The 12271-nt window shown below is 35.8% G+C and carries 10 protein-coding genes, 2 other RNA genes and 1 pseudogene; 8 read left to right on the top strand and 5 right to left on the bottom strand.

Annotation, left to right across the window (positions count from 1 at the left end; genetic code table 11):
- Positions 1–187: 187 nt before the first annotated feature.
- Both D1953_RS14260 and D1953_RS14255 read right to left on the bottom strand, forming a co-directional pair.
- Positions 188–310, bottom strand: a pseudogene (locus tag D1953_RS14260) (NmrA family NAD(P)-binding protein); the annotation flags it as partial.
- Between the two features lie 33 nt (positions 311–343).
- Complete coding sequence (locus D1953_RS14255; protein ID WP_119117855.1) at positions 344–940, bottom strand: NADPH-dependent FMN reductase; 597 nt, start codon at positions 938–940, stop codon at positions 344–346.
- Positions 941–1282: 342 nt separating this feature from the next.
- Here D1953_RS14255 and D1953_RS14250 point away from each other — a divergent pair, with 342 nt between their 5' ends.
- Positions 1283–2218 carry an aldo/keto reductase gene (locus D1953_RS14250; RefSeq protein WP_119117854.1) on the top strand — a complete coding sequence of 312 codons (936 nt, stop codon included), beginning with the start codon at positions 1283–1285 and terminating at the stop codon, positions 2216–2218.
- 492 nt (positions 2219–2710) lie between these two features.
- On the opposite strand, the gene D1953_RS14240 is transcribed toward D1953_RS14250, so the two are convergent.
- The gene (locus D1953_RS14240) at positions 2711–3472 is read right to left on the bottom strand and encodes an enoyl-CoA hydratase/isomerase family protein (RefSeq protein ID WP_182480619.1); all 762 of its coding nucleotides are present in this window, start codon (positions 3470–3472) and stop codon (positions 2711–2713) included.
- A 322-nt stretch (positions 3473–3794) separates the two neighbouring features.
- On the opposite strand from D1953_RS14240, the gene rnpB reads away from it, so the two are divergent.
- Both rnpB and ffs read left to right on the top strand, forming a co-directional pair.
- Positions 3795–4185, top strand: an RNA gene (gene rnpB, locus D1953_RS14235) — RNase P RNA component class B.
- A 158-nt stretch (positions 4186–4343) separates the two neighbouring features.
- Positions 4344–4609: signal recognition particle sRNA large type (ffs, locus tag D1953_RS14230), an RNA gene on the top strand.
- A 118-nt stretch (positions 4610–4727) separates the two neighbouring features.
- Here ffs and D1953_RS14225 read toward each other — a convergent pair.
- Complete coding sequence (locus D1953_RS14225) at positions 4728–4940, bottom strand: DUF2187 family protein (RefSeq protein WP_119117851.1); 213 nt, start codon at positions 4938–4940, stop codon at positions 4728–4730.
- Between the two features lie 365 nt (positions 4941–5305).
- Here D1953_RS14225 and D1953_RS14220 point away from each other — a divergent pair, with 365 nt between their 5' ends.
- The 5 genes from D1953_RS14220 (at position 5306) to D1953_RS14200 (ending at position 10936) form a co-directional block, all read left to right on the top strand.
- Positions 5306–6013 (top strand): response regulator transcription factor, encoded by a 708-nt coding sequence (locus D1953_RS14220; protein ID WP_119117862.1) that lies wholly within the window; start codon positions 5306–5308, stop codon positions 6011–6013.
- Entirely contained in the window at positions 6010–7392 is a 1383-nt protein-coding gene (locus D1953_RS14215) for a sensor histidine kinase (protein ID WP_119117850.1), read from the top strand. The genes D1953_RS14220 and D1953_RS14215 overlap by 4 nt, the downstream gene beginning before the upstream one ends.
- 112 nt (positions 7393–7504) lie before the next feature.
- A complete protein-coding gene (locus tag D1953_RS14210) occupies positions 7505–9214 on the top strand; it encodes a DL-endopeptidase inhibitor IseA family protein (protein ID WP_119117849.1) in 1710 nt (569 codons plus the stop codon).
- A 171-nt stretch (positions 9215–9385) separates the two neighbouring features.
- Complete coding sequence (locus tag D1953_RS14205; RefSeq protein WP_119117848.1) at positions 9386–10306, top strand: DL-endopeptidase inhibitor IseA family protein; 921 nt, start codon at positions 9386–9388, stop codon at positions 10304–10306.
- 144 nt (positions 10307–10450) lie between these two features.
- On the top strand, positions 10451–10936 hold the full coding sequence (locus D1953_RS14200; RefSeq protein WP_119117847.1) for a C40 family peptidase: 486 nt from the start codon (positions 10451–10453) through the stop codon (positions 10934–10936).
- 463 nt (positions 10937–11399) lie between these two features.
- Here the strand turns inward: D1953_RS14200 and D1953_RS21730 are convergent, their stop codons facing one another.
- Positions 11400–12194, bottom strand: a complete 795-nt coding sequence (locus D1953_RS21730) for a glycoside hydrolase domain-containing protein (RefSeq protein ID WP_119117846.1) — start codon at positions 12192–12194, stop codon at positions 11400–11402.
- Positions 12195–12271 lie beyond the last annotated feature (77 nt).

The raw sequence follows: 12271 nt of genomic DNA, 5'->3' as shown, positions 1-12271 counted from the left end.
ACATTTCAATCTTACGATTAAATACCAAACTCACCATTTTCACCTCCTTCTACACGAACAAATGATCCTATTTATATTTTACGATAAGCTTACCAACAGTTCAATGCCTATAATTCAAAAAACTTGCTCAATGAAAAGTAAAATTGAGCAAGTTTAACTATATTTAAAGAAGCTGTTTTTTAGCCCCGTTTTTCTCTGTAAGCTTCGACGCATCTCTAACAACAGCTGTGACTTGATGCCCTCGTCCGATTCCTTCTTTTAAAATAAACTGTCCTGCTTTTCCGCTCGCCCCAATAACTGCAATCTTCATAATTGTCACTCCATTCTCCCTAATTTCTATTTTTTATCTTAAAGTTTTTAAGGCTCCACTCCATTCCACAACTTCACCAAGCATCGCATTTACATTATCTAGATGTAAGGCTTGAGGTTTGAAATCAGTTCCATTTTCAAAATCTAGAAACAAAGACAATGTTGGATGTGCACGAACGTCCGCAATTTTTAACTCACCGCAAATTCCACGTAAATGTTCTGCTGCACGAGCACCACCAGTAGACCCATAGCTAACGATACCGGCCGCTTTGTTGTTCCATGCTTCACGCGCAAAATCAAGGGCATTTTTTAATGCTCCTGTAATACTGTGGTTATACTCCTGAACAATGAACACGAATCCATCTAAATTCGCAAGTTTTTCATTCCAAGCTGCAATTCCCGGTTCCGTCCCATCAGTTGTCCCTAAGAACGGTAAATTAAAATCAGCAATATCTACTATTTCATAATTTGCATCTCCACGTTTGTCCGCAATTTCTTTTACCCATTTTCCTACTTGTGGACTTACACGCCCTTGACGTGTGCTTCCTAAGATAATTCCAATGTTTAATTTATCAGTCATTGTTTTTTCCTCCTTCGTTTGTTTCCCAAATATCTTTTCCAAAAAACCCATCTTTCACACCGCTTATCTGTTTTCCCCTTGAAACTTCGACACCCCATGAATAAAGACAATAAGTCCTAAAACTGCACTTTATATAACTTTTCCTAACTCATTTTTTCATTTCTTTATTCTTTCAATTTACCTTATGTAAATTAATTTATTTATATAAATTAATTTCGTAAAGTAAGTTTATAATAAATTATTATTAATAAATAGATATGTAGTATAGTATAAATAGAAAGGTGTAAAATATATGAAGCAATCTATTATTTTTCCTAAAAATGAAATAATTTATTTTTTACTATAGTTGTTTAACTTGTCTGCAAAATAAAAAATGTGAAAAGAGGAATGAAAATGATTAAGCAAACACAATTAGGAAAAACAGATATATATGTCAATCCGATTGGACTTGGAACGAATGCTGTCGGAGGTCATAATCTTTATCCTAATTTAAATGAAGAGGCAGGAAAAGAGTTAGTACGAGCTGCAATTAATCACGGGGTTAACTTTCTAGATACAGCATTCATTTACGGACCAGGGCGTTCTGAAGAATTAGTAGGAGAAGTCATGAAAGAAACAGGAAAACGCAGCGACATGGTTATTGCCACCAAAGGTGCACATAAATTTGTTGGACAAGATGTTGTAATCGACAATTCTCCGCATTTTTTAAAACAGGCTGTTGAGGAGAGCTTAAAACGTCTGCAGACGGATTACATCGATTTATTTTATATCCATTTTCCAGATAACGATACACCAAAAGATGAAGCGGTTGGTGCATTAAAACAATTGAAAGACGAAGGAAAAATTAGAGCGATTGGTGTTTCTAACTTCTCAATGGATCAGTTAAAAGAAGCGAATACAGACGGGTATGTCGATGTTTATCAAGGTGAATATAATTTATTACAACGATCTGCGGAAAAAGAATTACTCCCTTATACAGCAGAGCAGAATATTTCATTTATACCTTACTTCCCTCTAGCAGCTGGCATATTAGCAGGTAAATACAATAAAGACATGGTATTCAATGACCTTCGTTCACAAATGCCGCATTTGCAAGGAGCGGCATTTGCACAAAACTTAGAAAAAGTAGAAAAAATACGTAAAATTGCTGATGCTAAACAAACAAACGTTGCCCATATCGTCTTAGCTTGGTATTTAACACGCGCTTCCATCGACGTTGTGATTCCAGGTGCAAAGAGAGCGGAACAAGTGCTAGATAATTTAAAAACATTAGATGTGCGATTAACAGCAGAAGAGATTCGAGACATTGATTGTACTTTCCAATCATAAAAAACTAGAAGAAATTTTAGGTTTGGGAACAAGAATCTTTACTACTGTTCTAATGACGTGCATCATGCTGAGCGAGATCTTATTCGTGAAGCTAGACAGTGGCTTTCTGAGTGGATTCGAGTTTGACACGGCTTTACTAATCATCACTATCCAACTACTCTTAAATGGAAGCTCACTATTAGCATTAGATTCCAAACTGCCACAAATAAAGTTATTTCCTACGTAGACCATCCCTGACGACACTAGAGAAGGAATAAACTAAGAATAAAATCGTAAACACGATCTTATTTTCGTCCCAAGTGAAATCACTTGGGACTTTTTTTAACTTTTCACATTGTTATGCTCCCAAAGCACTCGAATGAGCAGAGCTAATATGCCTTAAACTAGTAAAAATCAATACGACTTAATTTTAAAATAGCCTTACAAAATCTTGTCCATTTGGCAGAAATTAATCACTACACCCAATCAAAGTTTTCAAAATTATTCCGGGAATTATTTTTGTTTTGCCGCAAAAAATTCTGCTATCTTTTCCTGAGGAACACCCGTACTAAACGATAAAGCAAATTGGTTCATACTATCTTGGATCGCAGTATCGAGTGAAGTATTCTGCCACGTTTCAAAAAGTTCTTTTTGCTGTTTAATAGTAACTCTATGATTTATAGCAATTCTGTGTGCAAAAAATTCAGCAGTTGCTTTCAATTCAGATAATTCTACCAGTGCATTCAAAAAACCAAACTGATTTATTTCCACTGCACTGACAGCATCACCTGTAAGCAGCATCTCTTTTGCGCGGCTTAACCCAATATGCTGTTGGAGCAAAACAGAATCTAAAACAGATGGAATACCTAACTTTATCTCCGGCATGATAAAAATTGCATCTTTGGTAGCTACTCGAATATCGGCTGCCATTGCAATTTCCATTGCCCCTCCTATACAGTAGCCGTTTATAGCTACAACTACAGCTTGTGGAATTTTACGAACCAATTCACATACCTGCTTTAATAAAGAAATAAGTTCATATCCAGTTTGTGGAGTTAGACCTACAAATTCATTGACATCCATTCCTGCTGAAAATGACCTCTCTCCGCTGCCAGTTATAATGACAACGCTTACTTGTTCATTATTCTTTAACATTTGCAAATGTTCAATAAGATCTATTAGCATATCTCTCGATAAACAGTTTGCTTTAGCAGGGTTGTTTAAAGTAATCCATTCAATATTCCCTTCTCTTTCAAACAATAATTTTTGACCCATGAATGTCCCTCCTCCCCCTTGAAATATTCTAGTACCATTTTCCATAAATTACACAAGTTCTAGCACGTTTAAGATTTGCTTTATTTTCCATACATATAGTATACAAAAATATCCTTATTTCACCAATAAATACAATGCTTTTAATATACATATAGTCTTTTATATTACACAAGGAAGGCGGTCATTCATCTCCCACCTTGAAATACGGAGGATTCTAATGGTTTCATCCTAAATATCCCACAAATGGTGGCGGTAAACTAATGACGTCTTCCGTCCATTTATGATAAATTTACTTTCGTAGTCGATGAACACATAAACATGAAATGGTGAGTAGTCGCGGCTCATGGTTCACATGAGTTGAGGAAAGTCCAGGCTCGCCCGGTGCTGAGATGCCCGGAGTGTTCTTGCCATCTGTAAAGGTGGGCAGCAGACTTCGTATCTGCTGACGGCGGAGAAATCACGCTAAGTCCAACAGGGATATGCTGAGAGTAACCTTAAAGTGCCACAGTGACGAATTCTTCTGGAAACGGAAGAAGTGGAACGAGGTAAACCCCAAGAGCGAGCAACCCAAATTTAGGTAGGGGCACCATCCGGCGGGAATAATCAACCAAAAGGATGGATTGATTGAATAAATCAATAGTTATATGACTGCACCTGGTTGTGCGAGATTGGCATCGTTATTAGCACACAGGAACAAAACCTGGCTTATAGCCATTTCATGAGCCGAATTCATCAATGCGCTTATGCTAAATAGCAATAACCATTATCGTTCGGTTGTAGCTCTTATTAGAAATAAGATAATCGGTCAACTAGGGATAAATCTCTTCAAGTGTGCCGTTTTTCACATAGAATATAGTCTAGCCTATACATACCGTGCTAGATGGGGAGTTGGCGGTGCCCTGTAACCCGCAATCCGCCATAGCGGGGTTGAACTCCTATTTGAGGTAGGAACATGTGAGGTCTGCCTTGTGAAAGCAGTGTTGACAATTGGGTCCTACGCAATGGAAACCTACGAAATTGGTCAGGTCTGGAAGGAAGCAGCCATAAGTAGTGATTTCGATGTGCCGTGGGGCAACCTAATTAGAGCTAGCTTCCATAAGTAACGCTTGGTTGTTTCTATAAATGATAGGTGCACGGTTTTTAACTAATATGTAATGATTGTCCAATCGTTTAATACTATATTTTCTCTAACTTTTACATACTCGATATTAGTTCAAAGTGCATGTCCAATTCAATGGATACTATACTTGCTGCTTTATTTTATACATTTATAATTTTTATGATTAACCACTATTTTTATCGGTTCATCTGTTTGTGGTTTTATTCCAACTTTGACAATCACAGAGTTTTCTCGCACTGTTAAAACTTCTCCCTTCTTACCTTTCTGTTCACCTTTTATTACTTGAATAGTTTCTCCTACCTCCGCCTTTTTAATTTCACTCTTACCTACTGTTTTGTCTTCTGTCATTTTATTTCCTCCTTTTTAAAGGAACCCACTTTTTATTGTCATATTCAGTCTATAAGCTTTATTTACAACTTATCTTTCCCCATGTTTACCTTTTTATTTGGTCATTGTGTATTCATCTTAAATAATCATCATTCATCAAAAGAAATATCCGTGCAAATTAAAACATAAAATATTATATATGTTCAACTTATTAAACAGACAAAATACCGTAATACACGGTACTGTTTCGCCAACTAAATGGGTGGGATATATTGATATTAGAAAATCAATTTAGTTTTATATGGTTTTATTTTTTTATTTCCAAAATTACCAGTAAGTGTAAAAATATAATTATTAATATATTTAAAAATTGTGAGGTTATGAATATGACAGAAGGGACAGTGTTGATTGTAGAAGATGAAACACCAATAAGGAAGCTGATTGCATTTAATTTACAAAGATCAAACTTTGAGGTACTGGAAGCTAGTGAGGGAAAATCGGCACTACAGCTTGTTAAAGAAGATAAACCTACCATTGTCATTTTAGATTTAATGCTTCCCGATATGGATGGATTCGAGATTTGTACGAAAATGAGAGAAATCAATCCACAATTACCCATCATTATTTTATCCGCTCGCGGTCAAGATATGGATAAAATCACGGGGCTTGAGATTGGAGCAGATGATTATATAGTCAAACCCTTTAATCCACTAGAATTGATCGCAAGAATACGCACTGTACTAAGACGAACCTTACAAAGTCACCAACCAGTCACCCAAGAAAAAATTGAAATAGGTCCATTCCTTTTAGAGATAAAGACACAAAGGGTTTATAAATCTGGCAAACTATTAAAATTGACCGCTAGAGAATTTCAGTTAATGAAGCTGTTCTTTGAAAAAGTGAATGAACCCATCACTAGAAATGATCTATTAGACAATATTTGGGGCGTCAATTACTTTGGAGACCCTAAAACGGTGGATGTACATATACGAAGACTTCGAGAAAAAATTGAAGAGAATCCTTCTAATCCCACCTACTTAAAAACCTCATGGGGATATGGATATTGTTTTCAAGAAAAGGATAAAACGGAATGAAATCAGGAATAACAACACGTTTAGTATGGAGCTACTTATTGCTAATCATCTTAACCGTATTGATGTTTGAACTTTTTATCTTAACAGCTCTTCGCTTTTATTATGTCAATGGAGTAAAAGATACTTTATTAGATCAAGGAACGATGTTTACTTCCTTTTATGAACAGACAATTAATAAAGAAACATTCTTGACCGAAGCCCCTATCCTTCTTCAGCGCTACAACTTATTCGTAGATGCACAAGTACAAATCATTGACCCAAAAGGTGAAGTAGTCGCCGATACCCATAAAAGCGACAATAAAAATCTGAAAACATCAGAAGACGTAATCAGTGCCTTAAACGGTATTCCTGGTAGTTCTTATAGCGTTTCTAATGGTGAAAAGCTGATGTCTGTTACTCAACCCATTAAGCTAGATAATAATATCTTGGGAGCAATCCGACTAACGACATCTATGGAACAGATTAATAGTACGTTTAAGCAAGGAATGGTCCTGCTGTTGTCCATTGGTTGTTTTGTTATTGTGTTGGCTACATGCATTAGTTATTTTTTAGCAAATACAATCACGAAACCGTTAAAAATGATTACGGTTGCAGCCGAACAAATGGCATCTGGTAGATTTTCTGTAAGAATTTCAAAGAAAAACAACGATGAATTAGGAAAGCTTGCTGATACGTTAAACTATATGGCTGAAGAAGTAGAGAGCCATGAACGATTGAAAAATGAGTTTATTGCATCCGTTTCTCATGAATTAAGGACCCCGCTTACATCAGTCAAAGGCTGGGCCATTACCTTGCACTCGATGGCAGATGATCCTTTCTTTCAAGAAGGGCTTGATATTATTTCAAATGAAAGTGATCGTCTATCCTTTCTACTAGGAGATTTATTAGATTTATCTAATCTTTCTGCAGGAAATGTAAAATATTCATTTGAAACAGTCTCCCTAAATGATCTTCTTCATCAGGTCGTCAATCAACTAAGACCACGTGCAGAACGACAAGGAGTTCACCTAAAGGAAAAATATGAAGAGACACTTGAAACAAAGGCTGATATAAATCGGCTGAAACAGGTGTTCATTAATATTATCGACAATGCATTAAAATTCACCCCCATTAACGGGGAAATTTTGGTCCTCCTCAAGGCTAATGAATCATGTGCGCAAATTCAAGTATCTGATACGGGAGCAGGAATCCCAATGGAGGAACTCCAATTAGTTAAGGGGAAATTTTTCAAAGGAAAAACAAAAGCCTCTGGAACTGGACTTGGTCTGTCCATATGCCAAGAAATTATCAATGCTCATGATGGAACATTGAATCTTATGAGTGAAGTTGGACAAGGAACAACTGCGGAGATAAAGCTGCCACTTATCAAAAATACTTGAGTGAGTAACCAGTATGTAGCAATTGTTAACCTTTTTATAAAGATTTCTCTTTCTTTGACATGTATATTTTATATAAAAAATGTTTGATAGAAGGAGAAATGGAGGATAAATCATGCTTCAAAAAAAACTTTTAGGAAGTAAAATCTTGATAACGAGCACGCTCTTGCTTGGAGGCTGCAACTTTTTCCCCGAGCCGGCAAGTCTTATACAATCTCCGCAACAGAATCTTGCTTCAGGTCAAAGTACGAAATCATTGTATCAGAATGTGAAGAATTTTATTCCCACAGGTTCCTCTTTAACGGTTCCCAATGACCCGGTTAGCAGTAACTCTATTATACAAGCTGACTTTAATGACGATGGGGAAAATGAAGCCGTTACCTTTTATAAATCAAATGTTACAGCAAATAAAGTCGGTGCTGTTGTTCTTCATAAAGAGGAACAACAGTGGAGTCCGTTGGTGAATTTTAGTGGGAATGGTTATGAAATAAGCTGGGGAAGTGCCACTGATATTGACGGGGACGGAATTCCTGAATTATTAATCGGTTGGAAAATGGGAGTATCAGCGGGAAATGTTCTTGATATTTATAAGTGGAGCGACAATCACTTCGTAAAGATTACCCAGTTAAATTACCATGAGCTTGAACTAATTGAATCTCAGGCGCAATTTCGTTTAGCCATTTGGAAAAGAGAGTTCGATGATGTATACAAAGTCGATGTGGTAAAATGGAATCAAGGAACATTTGTCTCAGATAAAACTCTTTACCCCTCCTATTTTTTAAAAGTATCAGACTACTTTCAGCAAAGAGCTAAGGCTGTACCAGATGCAGCACACTACTGGTATTATTTAGCTGACTCCTTAGTCAAAGCGAAACAACCAGAGTCTGCCTTACATGCTATTAATAAAGGAATGACCCTTAGTACGGTTGTCCCTCCCTTCAATCAGTATGACGAGCTAAAAAAAACAATTGAGGCTCAAATTGAAAGCCGGGGAAATCAAGATGTACAATATTATGTTCCCTATGCAGACTTAACTATAAACATACCTAAGCAACTAGCTCCAATGATTTCTATTGAAGATCAAGAAGGTGTCTCAAATGAGTATATAGTAAATGTTTATATTACAGATCAAAAGAAAAAAGGGCTTCTTTTCTCCATCGAAATTCATTCAAAAGATTTTACTTCAAGAGAAGAACTACCCTTTCCTATTATTCTTGAAACCGAACATTTAATGTATATGATTCGTTTGAGTAGCGAAAACCCCTTTATAGAAGATCAAGATAATTTATTGTACAAAACATTTAATCAAGCCTCAAACGTGATGAATGATATTAGTGCTAGTATCCGACTTGGGGCTCCTTTTCCAAAATACGTGAACACCGAGGATACATTATTAATCAATCAGATAACCGAGGCCTACAGACAAATTACACATGTAAATATTGGGGGTGAACTTAAATCTGAAACACTTGAAACTTTCACCTACCAACAAAAGGAATATCGATTTTTAGGCGAGGACATTAACACACATGAAAAACTTATAGACTATCTTTCTAGCTCATTTACAACCGACGCAATTCAAGACTATATCGATACGGCTGGCATCATTGAACATAATAAAAGACTTGCCCAGCCAAATGCAGACGGAGGTTCCCTATTAACTTACCCTAAAGCAAGCGTAATCCAAGCTAGAGATCTTGGTTCAGAAAAACAATACGATTTAAGAGTTCCACTGGCGAATAGTTTATCCTTTGAAGTAATCCACATTTCTTTCCGAAAAACAGAAGCAGGCTGGAGAATCTCCTCTAGTCCTCTTTCTCTCTAAAGTGGCATCTACTCCAGATGTCACTTTTTTCTGTTTTCCTCTTCCCTATTCGGCACGAAAAACTGTTACCTTTTTTCAACTTTTTGTTAACCATTTTGTAACTTATCAAAGTTTAAAAAGGAATATGATGAAGACATACCAAATCAAACAGAACAAATTGGAGGTAATAAAATGAAAAAGTACTTAATGGCCGGGTTAGCAACAGCCATTTTCACAAGTTCATTTTTACAAACGGGAGAAGCATTTTCCAAACAAAATGAAGCATCAAAAGTGGTGACTGTAGAAATTCAACAAAAAATTACGAATGATCTGGTCATAAAAAAAGTGGCCCAATGGCTGAAGAGAGATAGCTATATATCTCGTGGTGGAAACTATAAGGAAGGAGAGTATAAGACATTTAGATATAAGAATAAAACCTATCGTTACTTATCGAAAGATATCGATACGAAGAAGGAATTAATCAACTATTTAACAAAGAGCGTAACAACAGACTATGCTGAACAATACATCAAGGATAAAGGAATCATTGTTCATAAAGGTAAATTAGCTCAAGTAGAAGCAGACGGCGGATCTCTCCTTCAATGGAATAAAGCTAAGGCAAAATATGACTCAACAATAGGGAAAGAGAAAATTTATAAATTAACGGTCCCAGTTGGAGACACGGGGCAGTATGAGCAATTTAATGTTTCCTTCCGATACGTTAAGAGTAAAGGCTGGAAAATTAGTAAAGCACCATCTTTAGTAACGATTAATCTAGATATCCCATTTAATATAAACCCAGCCTTTATCTTCTTTAAGTACTTATTCGTAGATACAAATGTTTCTAAAGCCCAATTCACAAAGCCACATATCTTAGACGTTGATATGTTCAAACAAGGAATAACAAAACTAGAGGTTCGTACATTAACTGAATTGGCTAGAAACGAGAAACAAGTTGAATTTGCGGCAACATTTGACGTTGAATTAGCTCCAAACTACAAAGGTTCACTAAACAAAGGGAAGAACCAAATGTTCTTCTTAATTGAAAACACAGGAGAAATGGAATTTAAAATTGTCAGCGCCGGTACTAGTCCGCATTTGAAACGAAAGTAGTTTAAATTCTTGTGAAGGTAGAATTCGTTCTTTGTAGTATGTATTCAATCATGCAATACATTAATAAAAATTAAAAATCGGTAATTCCAATCATGTTTAAGTATGTATGCACAAAATAAATTTATTTAAAATGGAGGAATTTTAATGTTAACGTCTATCCGGTTACCAAAAAATCTTTTGATACTCCTAACTTCTTTAATTATGGGATTTACTCTTTTATTTACCCCTCTATTTAAAGCGGAAGCCTCCGTTTCATGGGGACAGGAAGTAGTTGAAGTAGGTAAACGTTTTATTGGAACAAAATTCAAATGGGGTGGTAATACTCCTAAAACTGGATTTGATGCTTCAGGATATACACAGTATATATTCAAGACTTCTGCTGCGAAGATTCATTTACCTCATTCATCAAAAGCTCAATATAAATTAGGGACACACGTAAAAAAATCCCAACTAAAACAAGGCGATCTAATCTTCTTTAATACTAATGGCAAAGAGGTATCATTCGTTGGTATTTATGATGGGAACGATAAATTCTTAGCTGCAACGTCAAAAGGGGTTAAATACCAATCACTTAACACGAAGTATTGGAAAGACCGTTATGTAGGAGCAAAACGTATATTAAAAGAATAGTAATAGTTATTCCCAATATTGTTTTTCGGCGCTGTTATTAACAGTGATACTAATATTAAATCATTATCAAAAGAGATTTTGTTTTCTTAAACGATTGCTTCTATGATTTTATAGATTAGATATAGACCAGTTGGCCTAAGTAAGCAGAATTTACCCCACTTTTTTAAGTTTTGTATGATAGAAGTTTAAAACTTGTATTTTCACTTTCTAGGCTCCACGGTAACGCACACGGCGCAAACTGTGGAGTTCTTCACTATATAAGAAACTTGACGCCACCGTTGAAGGAGCGTACGGGTCGAAAGTTTTTTTACACACAGACAACCGTTGTTCCCTTAATTGATCATAACGTAATACATAATTTTCTTTGTCGTTTGGACAGTTTAACTTCACCTTATCCCCGCTTAGTCATCATTATTTTTATTTCACTCTTATTTTTTGATTTGTATAAATTAAATCAATATCTTTAATTGATGGATTTAGCCTCAGCTTTACTTTCATATTTCACTATTTGACCAACTTTAATTAAATTGACATTCTTAATTTCATTTAATTCTTGTAATCGTTTAACTGTTGTTCCCCACTTTTTTGCAAGAGCACTTAAAGTATCGCCACTTTTTACGGTGTACGTGTTTATAATGAATGTAACTTCTGTTTGATTTAATTTTACAACAGTTTCTTTCTTCTCTCCTTCCCTCCAATGACCAGGTGACTTTTTGATAGTATTTCGATCAATAGCAACACCTGCCACCTTTACATCATTTTCATATTGGTGCATATGGATGAAGTCCGCTACTTCTCCCCGAGACCATGCGTATGTCTGCCAATAATAATCAACTAACCCCTTCACAGCTTGAATGGTTGTGTATGAACCATATACTCCCAATTTATAGTCCTTCAACGTTTTTCTTACTGCATTAAAATAGATACGAATTGCTTTGGTATGTGACGACTGAGAATCAAAATCTACTGCAAAATAGATGGCCGTTCCTCTTGGTTGATCAACAGCTGCAGCATATTTCATTGCTTCTTCAGCATCAGCAATTCCTTGTGTTTCTGTAAAATAGGCAGCGTGATTAGCACTCTTTTGAAAGATACTGATTAATTTAAGACCCGCTTCTTTGATTACCGTTACTTCTGTTTTATCAAACGACTTCCAACTATTCCCCAAGTATCGGGCCACATATTCAAACCCTTCACTTCTCAATCTTTTTGCCGTTGTTAGTGTTAATTTAGTTGCACAATCAAATCCCTTTATCATTATTCACCCTTTCCTTTGTATCTTCTCTTTTACTCAGTGATTCAGAGTTGGAGAGAGTAAATCCTTTGAGTTTGCAA

It is taken from the genome of Peribacillus asahii, assembly GCF_003570725.1.
Lineage (GTDB): Bacteria > Bacillota > Bacilli > Bacillales > DSM-1321 > Peribacillus > Peribacillus asahii.
The sequence above is the reverse complement of the archived record's forward strand: the minus strand, read 5'-3'. Positions and strand labels throughout refer to the sequence as shown.

What these genes read in the sequence shown, in the direction of transcription:
- D1953_RS14255 (WP_119117855.1), bottom strand. Translation starts at nt 940, where the DNA reads ATGGGTTTTTTGGAAAAGATATTTGGGAAACAAACGAAGGAGGAAAAA.
- D1953_RS14250 (WP_119117854.1), top strand. Translation starts at nt 1,283, where the DNA reads ATGATTAAGCAAACACAATTAGGAAAAACAGATATATATGTCAATCCG.
- D1953_RS14240 (WP_182480619.1), bottom strand. Translation starts at nt 3,472, where the DNA reads ATGGGTCAAAAATTATTGTTTGAAAGAGAAGGGAATATTGAATGGATT.
- D1953_RS14225 (WP_119117851.1), bottom strand. Translation starts at nt 4,940, where the DNA reads ATGACAGAAGACAAAACAGTAGGTAAGAGTGAAATTAAAAAGGCGGAG.
- D1953_RS14220 (WP_119117862.1), top strand. Translation starts at nt 5,306, where the DNA reads ATGACAGAAGGGACAGTGTTGATTGTAGAAGATGAAACACCAATAAGG.
- D1953_RS14215 (WP_119117850.1), top strand. Translation starts at nt 6,010, where the DNA reads ATGAAATCAGGAATAACAACACGTTTAGTATGGAGCTACTTATTGCTA.
- D1953_RS14210 (WP_119117849.1), top strand. Translation starts at nt 7,505, where the DNA reads ATGCTTCAAAAAAAACTTTTAGGAAGTAAAATCTTGATAACGAGCACG.
- D1953_RS14205 (WP_119117848.1), top strand. Translation starts at nt 9,386, where the DNA reads ATGAAAAAGTACTTAATGGCCGGGTTAGCAACAGCCATTTTCACAAGT.
- D1953_RS14200 (WP_119117847.1), top strand. Translation starts at nt 10,451, where the DNA reads ATGTTAACGTCTATCCGGTTACCAAAAAATCTTTTGATACTCCTAACT.
- D1953_RS21730 (WP_119117846.1), bottom strand. Translation starts at nt 12,194, where the DNA reads ATGATAAAGGGATTTGATTGTGCAACTAAATTAACACTAACAACGGCA.